Origin of the sequence: Levilactobacillus angrenensis, assembly GCF_003946085.1 — a bacterium.
GTDB classification, from domain to species: domain Bacteria; phylum Bacillota; class Bacilli; order Lactobacillales; family Lactobacillaceae; genus Levilactobacillus; species Levilactobacillus angrenensis.
In genome coordinates, this window is the sequence record NZ_RHOB01000002.1 from 108,176 (window position 1) to 123,689 (window position 15,514).

Sequence of the window (15,514 nt, forward strand, 5' to 3'; positions counted from 1 at the left end):
ACCTCCCTTTTAATTGCGTGTAAAATACACGTAAAAGCGGTAGGGACAAGGACCTTGCCCCCGCCTAGCACCTGTGAATTGCGACAGCGCGCCATTTACAGGCTAAACCTGAATAAGCTTACCATAATTCTTACGAAGACGCAAGAACTTAGCGACCTGTTACAGGTTCTTCAGGATTTTTTCGATGTCGACATAAACATCATCGATGTCACGGTCACCATCAACAGTGAACAATAAGCCCTTCTTGGTGTAGTAATCAACCAGCGGCGTGTTCATTTTCAGATTGACCGCTAACCGGTTCTTCACCGTTTCTGGCTTGTCGTCTTCACGTTGATAGAAGTCATGCCCACCACAGACATCACAAGTGCCGGCAACTTTAGGTTGCTTGTAGAGCTTGTGGTAAGTAGCCCCACAAGTCCGGCAGATGTAACGACCAGAAAGGCGTTCTACCAAAACATCTGGTTCGACGTGAATGTTGATCACGGCGTTGATGGTCCGGTCCAGTTCAGGGCCAAAGGTGTCTAACGCTTCGGCTTGAACTAAGGAACGGGGGAACCCATCCAACATGAACCCGTCTTTGGTATCATCTTGGGCTAACCGGTCACGCACGATGCCGTTAGTGACTTCGTCCGGTACCAATTCACCTTTGTCGATAAATTTCTTCGCAGCCAAACCCATTTCAGTTTCGTTCTTCATCGCTTCCCGGAAGATGTCTCCCGTAGAAATATGCGGTAAGTGGAACTCCTTGATAATCTTTTCGGCTTGCGTCCCTTTACCGGCGCCTGGTAAACCCATGAGAATCAAATTCATTGCTGTCATGTTCGTTCTCCTTATTCGAAAATTTGCCCGAAAAACACAAGCAGGTGTGCTAAATAGATCAACACACCCGCTGGAAACTCATTAAGCTGGTTCTGGATCTTGGATAAAGCCAACGTATTCGCGCTTCATCATCAATCCGTCAACTTGCCGCATGGTTTCGATAGCAACACCAACGACGATTAAGAGGCTGGTCCCACCTAAACCAATTGACTCATCTAAGTCCCAAAGGTTTTGGGCTAATAACGGAATCAAGGAAATGAATCCAAGGAAGAGTGACCCAACAGTGCTGAGCCGCATCAATAAGTTGGAAACATATGATTGTGTTTCGTGACCCGGCCAAACACCAGGAATGTAGCTCCCCTGCTTTTGCAGGTTCTCAGCTAACTTTTCTGGGTTGACTTGCACGAACGCATAGAAGAACGTGAACACAATGATCAGAACAGTGTACAAAATGGCCCCATCGACCGTTTGCATGTTGAAGACATCTGTTAACGTCTGGTACCAAGCATCTTGGGAGTGCGTGTTTTGGAACGCCATCAGAATAGTCTGAGGGGTCGCAATAAACGAACTAGCGAAGATAACTGGGATAACCCCAGCAACGTTAACCTTTAATGGAAGGTAGCTGCTATCTGGCGAACCAGATACCCGCCGCGTGTACTGCATAGGTACACGGCGTTCCGCTTGCTGAACCCAGGTGGTAAAGGTCACAATGATCAATACCAACACGATTAAAGCAAGAACGAAAACGACACTCTTCCACATGGTGCCCGCCGTAGCGTCAACGAAGTAAGTTTGGTACAACTTGTAAACAGAAGTTGGTGTCCGGGCAATGATCCCCGCAAAGATAATCATTGAAATCCCGTTACCCAACCCACGATCGGTGATCATATCACCCATCCAAGTCGTCAACATCGTTCCCCCAGTCAGGATCAACCCGATTGAGAGGTACGTGGTAACACTTGGATTTTGGACCAATTTCAGTGAACTTAAGGCACTGAAACCAGCCGTAATCCCGATAGACTGAACGAATGCCAAAGCAATCGCTAAGTAACGCGTGGCCTGGTTCAACTTCCGCCGACCAGTATCCCCTTGCTTACTCCATTCAACGAAGCGTGGAACGATGTCCATTTGTAGCAATTGAATAACGATTTGTGCAGTGATGTAAGGTGAAACCCCCATCGCGAAGATGGAATAGTTGGTCAACCCACCACCACTGAAGGTATCTAAAATACTAACCAATCCAGAAGACGCAACGCTTTGAAGTGCCTTTGCGTTAATGCCGGGGACGGTAATATAAGTACCCAACCGAAAGACAATCAAAACCAATAGAGTAAAGAGAATTTTTTTACGAATGTCTTTAATCTTAAAGGCGTTTTTCAAGCTTGATAGCATTAAATCACCTCAGTTTTACCACCAGCAGCCTCGATAGCTTGGGCGGCTGACTTGGAGAACTTAGCGGCTTTCACCGTCAACTTCTTCGTTAACTCACCGTTACCCAAGATCTTAACACCGGCCTTTTCGTTTTTAACGATACCGGCTTCAACCAGGGCAGCTGGAGTTACTTCAGCACCATCATCAAAGACGTTCAAAGCAGCTAAGTTTACGACAGCAAATTCCTTACGGTTAATGTTGGTAAACCCACGCTTTGGAATACGACGGTACAATGGCATTTGGCCACCTTCAAAACCCAAACGAGTCTTGCTACGAGCCTTTTGACCTTTTTGGCCACGGCCAGCGGTCTTACCATTACCAGATGAATCACCACGGCCAACCCGGTTACGAACCTTCCGTGAGCCTTCAGCAGGTTTTAATTCATTCAACTTCATGCTATTGCGCACCTCCTTATTTAATGATATGAGAATTACTTAACTTCTTCAACCTTAATCAAATGTGCGATTTGGAAAAGCGCACCACGAGTTGCGTCGTTATCTGGTTGGATAACGGTGCTGTTTACTCGGTGTAAGCCCATAGCTTCCACAATCTTCCGCTGTTTAGGGAGGCGGTGAGCAACACTATGAATTAAAGTAACTTTTAATTGAGCCATTTTAATACCCCTCCTTATTCAGCTAAGTGTTGAAGAGAGACACCACGGAGAGCGGCAACTTCTTCAGCACGCTTCAACTGAGCCAAGCCATCAAAAGTGGCCCGGACAGCGTTGACTGGCGTGTTAGAACCCAAACGCTTGGAAGTAACGTCAGCAACACCAGCTAATTCCATGACGGAACGAACTGAGCCACCGGCAGTAACCCCAGAACCTTCAGCAGCAGGCTTGAGCATGATCTTGCCCCCACCAAATGAACCGAGAACTTCGTGAGGAATGGTCGTTCCCACGATAGGTACTTCGATCAGGTTCTTACGAGCGGCTTCAACGGCTTTACGGATAGCTTCTGGAACTTCTTGAGCTTTACCAGTACCAAAGCCAACGTGACCGTTCTTATCGCCGACGATAACAAGCGCAGCAAACCGCAGACGACGGCCACCTTTAACAACCTTAGTGATACGGTTGATAGCAACAACGTTGTCTTCAAGTTCTAACTTGTCAGGATCAATAAATTTTGCCATGTGTGGTTATTCCTCCTTACTGTTAAAATTTCAGCCCGTTTTCGCGAGCAGCTTCTGCCAATGCTTGGACACGGCCATGGTACAAGTACCCGCCACGATCAAACACAACATCACTAATCTTCTTTTCGACAGCGCGCTTAGCAACTAATTCACCAACAGCCTTAGCTTGGTCGGTCTTGTTGTCACCATTGACATCGCTATCTAACGTTGAGGCACTAACAAGCGTGACACCCGCTACGTCATCAATGACTTGAGCGTAGATGTTTTTGTTAGAGCGGAAAACGTTTAAGCGTGGGCGTTCTGCAGTCCCAGAAATTTTGTTCCGGACACGCATATGACGCTTTTGACGTGTCTTGTTCTTATCTGGTTTTGAAATCAAAATAGTCACCTCTTTGTAGAATTATCAGCTTTAAGCTGCTTTAATGTTACTTACCAGTTTTACCTTCACGGATACGAACATATTCGTTTTCGTAACGGATACCCTTACCCTTGTAAGGTTCTGGTGAACGAACGGCACGAACTTCAGCAGCGAAGTCACCGACTTCTTGCTTACTAATACCGGAAATGTTGATAGTGGTGTTATCTGGAACCTTAACATCTAAGGTTTCAGGAATAGCCATTTCAACTGGGTTGGAGTAACCCACACTCAATACCAAGGTCTTGCCCTTAGCTTGAACACGGTAACCAACACCGACGAGCTTCAAGGTCTTAGCAAAGCCACTTACAACACCTTCAACCATGTTGTTTAAGTTAGCCCGCTGAGTCCCATGAAGGGCCCGCGTCTTGTTGTTATCATCTGGACGATCGAAGTCAACCGCACCATCACTAATCTTCATAGAAATGATGTTTGAGAAAGTCCGGGTTAAAGAACCCTTAGGACCCTTGACGGTCACTTGATCACCATCGCGTTTAACTTCAACGCCGGCTGGGACGTTGACAGTTTTATAACCAATACGACTCACTGTAAGGCACCTCCTATCTTCTTAAAAGTTTTACCAAACGTAGGCGAGAACTTCGCCACCGATTTTCTTGGCGCGCGCTTCTTTATCAGTAATTACACCTTCAGAGGTGGAGATAATAGCGATACCCAAACCGTTTAATACCTTTGGTACAGCGTCGGCCTTAACGTATGAACGCAAGCCGGGCTTTGAAATACGCTTTAAACCACTGATGACACGTTGGTTATCCTTACCGTACTTCAGGAATACGCGGATGATGCCTTGCTTGTCATCATCGATGTATTCGACGTTACGGATGAACCCTTCGCGCTTCAGGATTTCAGCGATGTCACGTTTAATTGTTGATGCAGGTACTTCGAGTGATTCGTGACGCACCATGTTGGCGTTACGGATCCGCGTCAAGAAGTCTGCAATAGGATCAGTCATGGACATTAACGTTTACCCTCCCTTTGTTTAAAATTCGTTTTACCAGCTAGCCTTCTTCATGCCAGGAATTTGACCCTTGTGGGCTAATTCGCGCATGCAGATACGGCAAAGATGGAACTTTTGATAAACAGAGTGTGGACGTCCACAACGTTCGCAACGAGTATAATTCTGAGTAGAGAACTTCGCAGGACGCTTGTTCTTAGCAATTTGAGATTTCTTAGCCAATTTGTGTGAACCTCCTTAAATTAGTGTGCAAACGGCATACCGAATTGAGTCAGCAATTCGCGTGACTCTTCATCAGTGTTAGCCGTCGTAACGATAACGATGTCCAAACCACGAACACGGTTAACGTTATCAAAGTTAATTTCTGGGAAAATCAATTGTTCCTTAACACCCAAGGTGTAGTTACCGCGGCCATCAAAGGCACGCTTGCTAACACCACGGAAGTCACGAACACGTGGCAATGACACGTTGATTAACTTGTCCAGGAATTCGTACATCCGGTCCCCACGCAGGGTAACCTTAGCACCGATTGACATGCCTTCACGAAGACGGAAGGTGGCGATTGACTTCTTGGCCTTAGTAACCAATGGCTTTTGACCAGAAATCAAGCCCAATTCTTCAACGGCTTCGTCCAGGTTCTTAGCGTTGGAAACAGCATCACCAACACCCATGTTCAAAACGATCTTTTCGATCTTCGGCGTTTGCATAACAGAACTGTAGCTGAACTTTTCCACCAATGATGGTGTAATTTCATTAACGTACTTTTCTTTTAAACGAGCTGACATGAAATTATGTTCCTCCTTTCAAAGATTATTTGTCGATGGTTTCGCCGGACTTCTTAGCGAAACGGACTTTGTGACCATCTTCTACTCGAACGCCAAGCCGGGTCGGTTCGTTGTTCGAAGGATCGATGAGCATAACGTTGGATGCGTGAATTGGTGCTTCAATATCGATAATGCCACCTTGTGGGTTGGCTTGAGAAGCTTTTTGGTGCTTCTTAATCATATTGACACCTTTAACGATCACACGATTCTTGGCATTCATGACTTTGGAAACAGTTCCTTCTTTTCCTTTGTCTTTGCCGGCGATCACGCGGACCTTGTCACCAGTTTTAATAAGCATTCCTGTGGGCACCTCCTTGTTAAACGTTTCTTGATTACAGTACTTCGGGTGCTAATGAGATAATCTTCATAAAATCGTTGTCACGTAATTCACGGGCAACTGGTCCGAAGATCCGAGTCCCTTGTGGGCTCTTATCGTCTTTGATCAGCACTGCAGCATTTTCATCAAAGCTGATGTATGAACCATCGTTACGACGTACACGGGACTTCGTACGAACAACAACGGCCTTCACAACGTCACCTTTTTTGACAACGCCACCTGGTGTTGCTTGTTTGATAGTAGCGACAATGATATCACCAATTCCGGCGTAGCGACGCTTGGAGCCACCCAGAACTTTGATAGTCAGAATTTCACGGGCGCCAGAGTTGTCGGCAACCTTTAAGCGACTTTCTTGTTGGATCACAGCTAGTGTCCTCCCTTCAGTTCTAATTCAGAATACGATAAAAACGACACCTAAATGATTACTGCTTTTTCAACAATGTCGACTAAGCGGAACCGCTTGGTAGCAGACAGAGGACGAGTTTCCATGATTTCAACAATGTCGCCAGTGTGGGCTTCGTTGTTTTCGTCATGTGCCTTGTACTTCTTGGAGTACTTGACACGCTTGCCATATCTTGCATCCGTCTTCGTCGTTTCTACAACGACAGTGATCGTCTTTTCCATTTTGTCGGAAACGACACGACCACGGTAAACCTTGCGGTTATTACGTGCATCACTCATGTATTAGTGACCTCCTTCTTATCGTATTCTACTTGTTCAGTTCTTGTTGGCGAAGAGCGGTTTTAATCCGCGCAATGTTCTTACGAACTTGCTTCAACCGTGCGGTGTTTTCCAATTGACCAGTAGCTAATTGGAAACGCAGGTTAAATAATTCGTCCTTGTAGCTCTTTTCTTTATCGAGCATTTCAGCAGTGGTTAATTCGTTGATGTCTTTAGTTTTCATTTGATTCGCCACCTACTTCCTCTCGGGATAAAACCTTCGTACGAACGGGAAGCTTCATGGCAGCTAAACGTAAGGCTTCACGAGCGGTTTCTTCAGAAACGCCACCCACTTCAAACAAAACCTTACCGCGCTTAACTGGGGCTACCCAGCCATCAGGCGTACCTTTACCATTACCCATCCGGACCCCAACACCTTTACTGGTGTAGGATTTGTGAGGGAAAATCTTAATCCAAACTTTCCCACCACGCTTCATGTAACGTGTGATTGCCACACGGGCTGCTTCGATTTGACGGTTGGAGATCCACTTGGAATCTAACGATTGTAAACCGTAGTCACCGAAAGCAACGCTCTTGCCACCCTTGGCTTCGCCACGTAGCTTACCACGGTGGACACGACGGAACTTTACTCGCTTAGGTACCAGCATGCTTATTTCCCTCCTTGTCCGTTAGTTTGTTTCTTTTCGGGAAGAATTTCACCACGGTAGATCCAGGTCTTAACACCCAGAGAACCATAAGTGGTGTGCGCTTCAACCCAAGCGTAATCGATGTCAGCACGTAACGTGTGCAGAGGAACCGTGCCTTCAGCATAGCTTTCAACACGAGACATATCAGCACCGTTTAACCGGCCAGAAACTTGCGTCTTAACACCCTTGGCGCCAGAACGCATCGTCCGTTGCATCGTCCCACGCATAGCGCGACGGAAAGCAACACGGCCTTCCAATTGACGAGCAATGTTTTCACCGACTAATTTAGCATCTAAGTCTGGCTTCTTGATTTCCACGATGTTGATGTGGACACGTTTGCCAGTTAAGTCGTTTAATTCCTTACGGAGATTTTCGACTTCGGAACCACCCTTACCAATAACCATCCCTGGCTTGGCAGTGTGGATTGAGATGTTGACGCGGTTTGCAGCCCGTTCAATCTCAACAGTTGAAACAGAAGCATCTACAAGACGCTTTTCGATAAATTTACGGATTTGAAGGTCTTCCTTCAGGTAAGCAGCGAAATCCTTTTCAGCATACCACTTTGCTTCCCAATCGCGAATGATACCGACCCGTAATCCAGTTGGATTTACTTTTTGACCCACGCGTTATCCCTCCTCTTTTTCAGATACAACAACCGTAATGTGACTCGTACGTTTGTTGATTGGTGAAGCAGAGCCTTTGGCACGAGGACGGAACCGCTTGAGGGTTGGTCCTTCGTTCACATAGGCTTCGCTAACAACTAGATCTTGACGATCTAAGTCAAAATTGTTTTCTGCGTTAGCAATTGCAGAGTTTAAAACCTTTGCCACAACCGGTGATGCGCCACGCGGTGTGAACTTTAAGATTGCGATTGCTTCAGCGACGCTCTTGCCGCGGATAAGATCGATGACAAGGCGGACTTTGCGAGCAGCAATCCGAACCGTCTTAGCAGTCGCTTGCGCTGATGTAACTTGTTCAGCCATTAGTTAATCCTCCTTATCAACGAGTTTTCTTGTCGTCGCCACCATGACCACGGAATGTCCGGGTTGGTACGAATTCGCCAAGCTTGTGGCCTACCATATCTTCTTGAACGTAAACTGGTACGTGCTTCCGTCCATCATATACAGCGATAGTTAAACCTACAAAGCTAGGGAAAATAGTAGACCGGCGGGACCAGGTCTTGATGACAGCCTTTTTGTCTTGATCCTTTTGTGCATCAACCTTTTTCAGTAAATGCGCATCGGCGAAAGGTCCTTTTTTCAAACTACGACCCATTTATGAAACCTCCTCTACTTGTGGCGCATCGTGGAACACGATGATCACCAGGTCTCTTGACTTCCGGATAACCGGAATATTACATCTTAGAACCTTTACGATGACGAACAATGAACTTCTCAGTCTTGTTCTTCTTCGAACGCGTCTTCTTACCAACAGTCTTCTTACCCCATGGAGAAAGAGGAGATGGTAAACCAACAGGTGCTTTACCTTCACCACCACCATGTGGGTGATCGTTAGGGTTCATAACTGAACCACGAACGTGAGGACGTTGACCAGCCCAACGGTTACGGCCGGCTTTACCAACGTTGATCAATTCGTGTTCTTCGTTACCAACGGCACCGATAGTTGCACGGTTAACGTTCAAGACCATCCGAACTTCACCGGAAGATAAACGAACTAATACGTACTTTTCGTCGTTAGCTTTACCTAACAATTGTGCTGAAGTACCAGCAGAACGTACTAATTGGCCACCCTTACCAGGCTTCAATTCGATGTTGTGAATAACCGTCCCAAATGGGATGTTCTTCAATGGTAACGTGTTACCAGTCTTGATATCAGCATCTGGACCAGATTGAACCTTGTCGCCAACCTTTAAGCCCTTAGGAGCCAAGATGTATGACTTTACACCATCAGCGTAAACTAATAATGCAATGTTAGCAGTCCGGTTAGGATCGTATTCGATAGCCTTAACGGTTGCTGGAACATCATCTTTGATCCGCTTGAAATCGATGATCCGGTATTGACGCTTGTTACCACCGCCACGATGACGGACAGTCATCTTACCAGCGTTGTTCCGGCCGGCAGAGTGACTTTGTGAATCAAGCAATGACTTTTCAGGAGTCGTCTTAGTGATGACGTCTTTGTAAACCAAGCTCGTCATGTTACGACGACCATTGCTTGTTGGTTTGTATTTCTTAATCGCCACGTTATTTCCCTCCTATATCTGAGATTTTATTCTTCGTTGAATAACTTGATTTCTTTTGAGTCGGCAGATAAGCTGACAATGGCCTTACGACGCTTCTTAGTGTAGCCTTCGTAACGTCCTTGACGCTTCTTCTTACCCTTTAAATTCATGATGTTAACCTTAACAACCTTAACGTCGAAGATGTCTTCTACGGCATGCTTGACTTGAGTCTTGGTTGCTCGTACGTCAACGTCAAAGGTGTAACGCTTGTCGTCCATAGTTGCCATCGTAGCTTCGGTAACAACTGGGCGTAAGATAATGTCACGTGATTCCATTATGCGAGCACCTCCTCTACTTGAGAAAGAGCTGGTTGGGTAATCACTAACTTGTCCGCGTTGGCAATGTCTAAGACATTCAAGCTCTTGGCTGGAATAACCTTAACATTTGCTAAGTTACGGGCTGCTAAAGCAGCAGTTACGTTGTCGTCTTCAAGGACAACCAACGTCTTAGTCGTGACATTCAAACCAGCCAACACAGCAGCGAATTCTTTCGTCTTAGGTGCGTCGAATGCTAAACCGTCAAGGACGACTAAGCTTTCGTCAAGAACCTTTTGTGAAAGAACTGACTTCAATGCTAAACGGCCAACCTTCTTAGGAAGGCGGTAACTGTAAGAACGAGGGGTAGGGCCAAAGACCACACCACCACCGACCCATTGTGGGGAACGGATGGAACCTTGACGGGCACGACCAGTACCCTTTTGACGCCATGGCTTCTTACCACCACCACGAACGGCACTCCGGTTTTTAACGGCGTGAGTTCCTTGGCGTAATGAAGCTCGTTGCATCAAAATCGTATCGAATACGACGCTTTCGTTAGGTTCGATGCCGAAGATATCAGCGTTCAAATCAACGTTGCCGTTTTGGCTACCATCTTGTTTGTATAATGCTACGCTTGTCATTTAATTATCCTCCCTTCCTATTTATTTTTCAGAATGCTTTGGGCGTGGTGGGCGAACAGCACTCTTAACAGTAACGAGTGACTTGTTGGCACCAGGCACATTGCCCTTGATCAACAGAACGTTGTTATCAACGTCAGCCTTAACGATCACAAGGTTTTGGATAGTAACTTGCTTGTTACCCATCCGACCTGGGAGCTTCATGCCAGGGAATACCCGGTTAATGATGGCACCCAGAGAACCTGGACGACGGTGGTAACGAGAACCATGGGCCATAGGGCCACGGCTTTGGCCGTCCTTATGAATGTTACCTTGGTATCCATGACCTTTAGTGACACCAGTGACATCCACGATGTCTCCTGCTTGGAAGGTATCAACTTTAACTTCGTCTGCTACCTTGTAATCTCCCAGCTCAACATCTCTGAATTCACGAATGAAGCGCTTAGGAGTCGTGTTTGCTTTTGCTACATGACCTTGTTCGGGCTTGTTGCTGAGTACTTCACGCTTGTCTTGGTAACCAAGTTGAATGGCATCGTAACCGTCGTTTTCCATCGTCTTAACTTGTAACACAACGTTTGGCGTTGCTTCGACAACAGTAACGGGGATTAATTCGCCAGCATCAGTGAAGACTTGCGTCATCCCGACCTTTTTCCCTAAGATTCCTTTAGTGGTCATGAGTACACCTCCGATTATATTGTATTTAATATTCTTGAAAATTATAACTTGATTTCGATGTCAACACCGCTAGGCAGGTCAAGCTTAATTAATGAGTCGACCGTCTTTGGCGTTGGGTTAACGATATCAATCAAACGCTTGTGCGTCCGCATTTCGAATTGTTCACGTGAGTCCTTAAACTTATGTGGTGAACGTAATACGGTGTAGATTGTCCGTTCAGTTGGCAATGGGATTGGACCTGAAATACCGGCACCAGTTCTCTTTGCAGTTTCAACAATCTTGTCCGCTGATTGATCGAGGATACGATGTTCGTAAGCCTTCAACCGAATCCGAATTTTTTGTTTTGCCATTGTGTTCCCTCCTTCGTCTATTTTAAAAATAAGACTAACTCCGTGGAAATTCCCGCCACACCCTCATGGCAAAGCGGCCGGGTGTGTCGCAATATCCCACATCATCGCTAAACTTTTGTCCGACCCCCTGGGGCACAAAAACACCCTGGGAAATACAGCACTTGACTATCATACTAAATAAACTGCCGACTGGCAAGGGTTTTCGCTGAATTTCTCAAACTTTTTGTGAAAAAATCCCGCTACTTGACGTCAATCAATTTTAATCGGGTTGCGAATGACTAACCGATTTTCTACTGTTAAGTAGTCCTCTGGCTAACCCCCACCCAATCAAACAAGTCAGGATATCCGCGACGGGTTGTGCCCAAATGATTCCGTGGTAACCGATTAGCCGTGCACCCAGTACGATGGCCAGGTAGAAGACGACCCCCTGCCGAGCAATGGACATGATAAAGGCGCCAATCGCCTTGCCGGTACTCTGGAAGACGGTCGTGTAAACCAGAACTGCTCCCACGAACGGTGTCGTCACCAGGAAGACCTGTAGCATGTAGGTCCCGGCAGTAATGACTGCCTTACTATGGAGGAATAAGCCAATGATCTGTGGTGCTAAGACCATCAGAATGACTGCTAGAATCAGTGCGTAGCCCACTTCGACCAGCAGATCAAAGTGCAGGATCTTTTTAAACCGCGCCATGTTCTTCGCCCCATAGGTGTAACCAATCAGTGGTTGAGCCCCAAAGGCAAAGCCGACCATGACCAGCATGATGATCATGTAGACCTTCAACACGATGCCCATCGCCGCCACCTTGGTTGGCCCAAAAGCGATTAGGTAACGGTTTAAGACCGTGGTGCCAAACGCCTGCATCAGGTTGGTGATGGACCCTGGAATCCCAATGGCCAACACCTGCAGGACCCAGGCCCAACTAATCTTGCTCAACCGGGCATCAACTGAAATGACCTGACAGTAACGTTTCGTCAAATACACCAGCGTGATTGCCGAGATGGTATAACCAATCACCGTCGCTAATGCCGCCCCGGCTGCACCCATGCCTGCAGAAAAGATCAAGATGGGATCCAAAACAATCGTAATGACTGTCCCAATCATCGTGCCAGCCATGGACTGCGCCGCAAATCCTTCTGTCCGAATCAGATTACCTGGCACGATTGAAACGATGATGGGCATCGCCCCAATGGCCATGATGCGGTAAAAGGCACTGGCATACGGGTACGTCGCCGGGGTCGCCCCCAACAGGTACAGGAACGGCCGCATGAAGACCAGCAAAACCACAGTCGTGACCAAACCAATGATCACGGCACCATACAAGCAAAAACTGCTGACACGACGCCCTGTGGTGTAGGCTTTTTCTCCCAACAACCGAGAAATCAGCGAACTCCCACCCAACCCAAAGATATCACCAATCGCAATCAGCAGTGAAAACAGCGGCGTACACAACGCCACCCCGGCGACCAAATTGGTATTTTGGGTCTGGGACACGAAAAACGTATCCGCTAAATTGTAAATCATGCTGGCTACCATGGCTAAGACCACCGGCAAGGCCAGCTTAAAATACGCCCGCGGAATCGGGGCGTGTTCAAACAACTCTTCCATAACTCACTCTCCAATTCCTTTTGGCACATGCGTGGTTATTATACCGCAATTTCTGTGGGTGATGCTAGGTGGTCTGGACTACGTTGCTTGAGCTGGCCGCCTACCGTGATAACCTTCAGTAATCACTAGCTTAACCAGCGCTGAATGCCAACGATCACTCACGACAGCCACATACCTTGTAGGCATCCACTTCAGTTCGGTCCCCTTCTCGCCGCCGACTACTAGTGCCATCCAACCTTTCAAGACAAAATAAAAACGCCTAACCCGAAAGTTAGACGTTTCTTTTTAAACAACAGACAGACTAGTCTTCGACTGGAGTGCCGCCGTTCTTCTTGATAATGTCAGCTTGAACACTCTTAGGCGTTGGTTCGTAGTGATCAAACGTCATGGTAAATGTCCCACGACCTTGTGATGCAGAACGTAACGTCGTCGCGTAACCGAACATTTCGGATAACGGAACGAATGAGTGAATCATTTGTGCGTTACCACGTGCTTCCATACCATCAACCTTACCACGACGAGCGGTAACTTGGCCCATGATATCACCCATGTATTCTTCAGGAACCAAAATATCAACCTTCATGATTGGTTCAAGAATAACAGGGCCAGCAGACTTAACAGCGTTCCGTAAAGCCAAGGAAGCGGCAACCTTGAAGGCTGCTTCACTAGAATCGACTTCATGGTAACTACCATCGTATAACTTGGCCTTAACATCAACCAATGGGTAACCGGCTAAGACACCGTTTGCCATGGCTTCTTGCAGACCTTGGTCAACTGAAGGGATAAATTCACGAGGAACAACCCCACCAACGATAGCGTCTTCGAATTCGTAACCCTTACCACGTTCGTTAGGGGTAAATTCGATCCAAACGTCACCATATTGACCTTTACCACCAGATTGACGAACGAACTTACCTTGGACCTTAGTTGACTTCGTGAAGGCTTCACGGTAGGCAACTTGAGGGGCACCAATGTTAGCTTCAACCTTGAATTCACGCTTCATCCGGTCGATGATGATATCCAAGTGAAGTTCACCCATCCCAGCGATCAGCGTTTCACCAGTTTCAGGGTTAGTTTCAGCCTTGAAAGTTGGGTCTTCTTCAGAAAGCTTTTGTAAGGCGGTGTTCATCTTATCTTGGTCAGCCTTCGTCTTTGGTTCTACGGCAACCTGGATAACTGGATCTGGGAAGTCCATAGATTCCAAATGTAATGGGTGATCTGGGTCGGTCAGAGAGTCACCAGTAGTGGTGTTCTTCAAACCAATGGCCCCAGCGATATCACCGGAGAAGACTTCTGGAATTTCTTGACGGTGGTTAGAGTGCATTTGCAGCAAACGACCAACCCGTTCACGCTTGCCCTTCGTGGAGTTCAGCACGTAAGAACCAGCTTCCAGAGTACCGGAGTAAACCCGGATGTAAGTCAGACGACCAACGAATGGGTCAGTGGCAACCTTAAATGCTAAGGCAGCAAATGGCGCATCGTCATCGGCACGTAATTCAACGGCTTCGTCAGTGTCCGGAACAGTTGCGTTGTAAGGCTTAACATCCAATGGAGATGGTAAGTAGTCCACAACGGCGTCCATCAACATCTGAACACCCTTATCCTTGAAGGCAGAACCAGCGAAGACTGGGAATAATTCCAGCTTCAAGGTTGCCCGACGGATAGCGGCCTTTAATTCGTCCTTGGTGATTTCTTCACCTTCAAGGTACTTTTCCATGATTTCATCGTCAACGTCAGCGACGCTTTCGATCATTTCTTCATGACGCTTTTCGGCTTCTTCCTTCATATCTGCAGGAATATCAACCGTATCCCATGAAGAACCTAATTCATCTTTATCGTAAACGTAGGCCTTCATTTCGATCAAGTCAACGACACCTTGGAAGTTGTCTTCGGCACCGATAGCCATTTGTAAGGCTAAGGCGTTGGCTTGTAAGCGTTCGTGGATGGAGTTAACTGAGAAGTCGAAATCGGCACCCAGCTTATCCATCTTGTTAACGAACACGATACGTGGAACATCGAAATCTGAGGCTTGACGCCAAACAGTTTCGGTTTGAGGTTCAACACCGGCTTGACCGTCTAAGACGGCTACGGCACCATCCAAGACACGCAGGGAACGTTCAACTTCAACAGTGAAGTCAACGTGTCCTGGGGTATCGATGATGTTAATCCGGTGACCCTTCCATTCCGCAGTCGTAGCGGCAGAAGTGATCGTAATTCCCCGTTCTTGTTCTTGTTCCATCCAGTCCATTTGTGAAGCCCCATCATGGGTTTCACCAATCTTATGGATTTTACCAGTATAATACAGGATACGCTCAGTAGTCGTCGTCTTCCCGGCATCGATGTGGGCCATGATACCGATGTTACGCGTCTTCTCAAGCGGAAATTCACGAGTATTAGCCATGATTAATGTGTAACTCCTCTCAATTTGATCGTAGATTGTGCCAAAAAG

General features: G+C 46.9%; 25 protein-coding genes. All 25 read right to left on the bottom strand.

Annotated features, from left to right (window positions below):
* Positions 1 to 159: 159 nt before the first annotated feature.
* Positions 160 to 810: an adenylate kinase gene (locus EKM83_RS01415; protein ID WP_308707515.1), complete on the bottom strand. Its 651-nt coding sequence runs from the start codon at positions 808 to 810 to the stop codon at positions 160 to 162.
* 90 nt (positions 811 to 900) lie between these two features.
* Positions 901 to 2,211, bottom strand: a complete 1,311-nt coding sequence (gene secY, locus EKM83_RS01420) for a preprotein translocase subunit SecY (RefSeq protein ID WP_125574873.1) — start codon at positions 2,209 to 2,211, stop codon at positions 901 to 903.
* Positions 2,211 to 2,645 carry a 50S ribosomal protein L15 gene (gene rplO / locus EKM83_RS01425; RefSeq protein WP_125574874.1) on the bottom strand — a complete coding sequence of 145 codons (435 nt, stop codon included), beginning with the start codon at positions 2,643 to 2,645 and terminating at the stop codon, positions 2,211 to 2,213. The genes secY and rplO overlap by 1 nt, the downstream gene beginning before the upstream one ends.
* A gap of 35 nt (positions 2,646 to 2,680) precedes the next feature.
* Positions 2,681 to 2,863: a 50S ribosomal protein L30 gene (gene rpmD / locus EKM83_RS01430; RefSeq protein ID WP_125574875.1), complete on the bottom strand. Its 183-nt coding sequence runs from the start codon at positions 2,861 to 2,863 to the stop codon at positions 2,681 to 2,683.
* Between the two features lie 14 nt (positions 2,864 to 2,877).
* A complete protein-coding gene (rpsE, locus tag EKM83_RS01435) occupies positions 2,878 to 3,381 on the bottom strand; it encodes a 30S ribosomal protein S5 (RefSeq protein ID WP_125574876.1) in 504 nt (167 codons plus the stop codon).
* A 22-nt stretch (positions 3,382 to 3,403) separates the two neighbouring features.
* Positions 3,404 to 3,769, bottom strand: a complete 366-nt coding sequence (gene rplR, locus EKM83_RS01440; RefSeq protein ID WP_308707493.1) for a 50S ribosomal protein L18 — start codon at positions 3,767 to 3,769, stop codon at positions 3,404 to 3,406.
* Between the two features lie 37 nt (positions 3,770 to 3,806).
* Positions 3,807 to 4,343, bottom strand: coding sequence for a 50S ribosomal protein L6 (gene rplF, locus EKM83_RS01445; RefSeq protein ID WP_125574878.1), 537 nt, complete (start codon positions 4,341 to 4,343; stop codon positions 3,807 to 3,809).
* Between the two features lie 30 nt (positions 4,344 to 4,373).
* Positions 4,374 to 4,772 (bottom strand): 30S ribosomal protein S8, encoded by a 399-nt coding sequence (gene rpsH / locus EKM83_RS01450; RefSeq protein WP_048735521.1) that lies wholly within the window; start codon positions 4,770 to 4,772, stop codon positions 4,374 to 4,376.
* A 33-nt stretch (positions 4,773 to 4,805) separates the two neighbouring features.
* Complete coding sequence (locus tag EKM83_RS01455) at positions 4,806 to 4,991, bottom strand: type Z 30S ribosomal protein S14 (RefSeq protein WP_082153261.1); 186 nt, start codon at positions 4,989 to 4,991, stop codon at positions 4,806 to 4,808.
* A 20-nt stretch (positions 4,992 to 5,011) separates the two neighbouring features.
* Positions 5,012 to 5,554 carry a 50S ribosomal protein L5 gene (gene rplE / locus EKM83_RS01460; RefSeq protein ID WP_125574879.1) on the bottom strand — a complete coding sequence of 181 codons (543 nt, stop codon included), beginning with the start codon at positions 5,552 to 5,554 and terminating at the stop codon, positions 5,012 to 5,014.
* 25 nt (positions 5,555 to 5,579) lie between these two features.
* Positions 5,580 to 5,891, bottom strand: a complete 312-nt coding sequence (gene rplX / locus EKM83_RS01465; RefSeq protein WP_125574880.1) for a 50S ribosomal protein L24 — start codon at positions 5,889 to 5,891, stop codon at positions 5,580 to 5,582.
* Between the two features lie 34 nt (positions 5,892 to 5,925).
* Complete coding sequence (rplN, locus tag EKM83_RS01470) at positions 5,926 to 6,294, bottom strand: 50S ribosomal protein L14 (protein WP_125574881.1); 369 nt, start codon at positions 6,292 to 6,294, stop codon at positions 5,926 to 5,928.
* Between the two features lie 50 nt (positions 6,295 to 6,344).
* Positions 6,345 to 6,611 carry a 30S ribosomal protein S17 gene (gene rpsQ / locus EKM83_RS01475; protein ID WP_048735510.1) on the bottom strand — a complete coding sequence of 89 codons (267 nt, stop codon included), beginning with the start codon at positions 6,609 to 6,611 and terminating at the stop codon, positions 6,345 to 6,347.
* Between the two features lie 28 nt (positions 6,612 to 6,639).
* A complete protein-coding gene (gene rpmC, locus EKM83_RS01480) occupies positions 6,640 to 6,834 on the bottom strand; it encodes a 50S ribosomal protein L29 (protein ID WP_024746875.1) in 195 nt (64 codons plus the stop codon).
* Positions 6,824 to 7,258 carry a 50S ribosomal protein L16 gene (gene rplP / locus EKM83_RS01485; RefSeq protein WP_125574882.1) on the bottom strand — a complete coding sequence of 145 codons (435 nt, stop codon included), beginning with the start codon at positions 7,256 to 7,258 and terminating at the stop codon, positions 6,824 to 6,826. The genes rpmC and rplP overlap by 11 nt, the downstream gene beginning before the upstream one ends.
* Positions 7,259 to 7,260: 2 nt before the next feature.
* Positions 7,261 to 7,920 carry a 30S ribosomal protein S3 gene (rpsC, locus tag EKM83_RS01490; RefSeq protein WP_125574883.1) on the bottom strand — a complete coding sequence of 220 codons (660 nt, stop codon included), beginning with the start codon at positions 7,918 to 7,920 and terminating at the stop codon, positions 7,261 to 7,263.
* A 3-nt stretch (positions 7,921 to 7,923) separates the two neighbouring features.
* On the bottom strand, positions 7,924 to 8,280 hold the full coding sequence (gene rplV, locus EKM83_RS01495) for a 50S ribosomal protein L22 (protein ID WP_048735501.1): 357 nt from the start codon (positions 8,278 to 8,280) through the stop codon (positions 7,924 to 7,926).
* Positions 8,281 to 8,296: 16 nt separating this feature from the next.
* Positions 8,297 to 8,572 carry a 30S ribosomal protein S19 gene (rpsS, locus tag EKM83_RS01500; RefSeq protein WP_048735499.1) on the bottom strand — a complete coding sequence of 92 codons (276 nt, stop codon included), beginning with the start codon at positions 8,570 to 8,572 and terminating at the stop codon, positions 8,297 to 8,299.
* A 79-nt stretch (positions 8,573 to 8,651) separates the two neighbouring features.
* Positions 8,652 to 9,500 carry a 50S ribosomal protein L2 gene (rplB, locus tag EKM83_RS01505; protein ID WP_125574884.1) on the bottom strand — a complete coding sequence of 283 codons (849 nt, stop codon included), beginning with the start codon at positions 9,498 to 9,500 and terminating at the stop codon, positions 8,652 to 8,654.
* 26 nt (positions 9,501 to 9,526) lie between these two features.
* Complete coding sequence (gene rplW, locus EKM83_RS01510; protein WP_125574885.1) at positions 9,527 to 9,814, bottom strand: 50S ribosomal protein L23; 288 nt, start codon at positions 9,812 to 9,814, stop codon at positions 9,527 to 9,529.
* Positions 9,814 to 10,437 (bottom strand): 50S ribosomal protein L4, encoded by a 624-nt coding sequence (gene rplD, locus EKM83_RS01515; RefSeq protein ID WP_125574886.1) that lies wholly within the window; start codon positions 10,435 to 10,437, stop codon positions 9,814 to 9,816. The genes rplW and rplD overlap by 1 nt, the downstream gene beginning before the upstream one ends.
* A gap of 21 nt (positions 10,438 to 10,458) precedes the next feature.
* Positions 10,459 to 11,109: a 50S ribosomal protein L3 gene (rplC, locus tag EKM83_RS01520; protein WP_125574887.1), complete on the bottom strand. Its 651-nt coding sequence runs from the start codon at positions 11,107 to 11,109 to the stop codon at positions 10,459 to 10,461.
* 41 nt (positions 11,110 to 11,150) lie between these two features.
* Positions 11,151 to 11,459 carry a 30S ribosomal protein S10 gene (gene rpsJ / locus EKM83_RS01525; RefSeq protein WP_125574888.1) on the bottom strand — a complete coding sequence of 103 codons (309 nt, stop codon included), beginning with the start codon at positions 11,457 to 11,459 and terminating at the stop codon, positions 11,151 to 11,153.
* Positions 11,460 to 11,718: 259 nt separating this feature from the next.
* A complete protein-coding gene (locus EKM83_RS01530; RefSeq protein ID WP_125574889.1) occupies positions 11,719 to 13,065 on the bottom strand; it encodes an MATE family efflux transporter in 1,347 nt (448 codons plus the stop codon).
* 301 nt (positions 13,066 to 13,366) lie between these two features.
* Complete coding sequence (gene fusA / locus EKM83_RS01535; RefSeq protein ID WP_125574890.1) at positions 13,367 to 15,466, bottom strand: elongation factor G; 2,100 nt, start codon at positions 15,464 to 15,466, stop codon at positions 13,367 to 13,369.
* Positions 15,467 to 15,514: the final 48 nt, after the last annotated feature.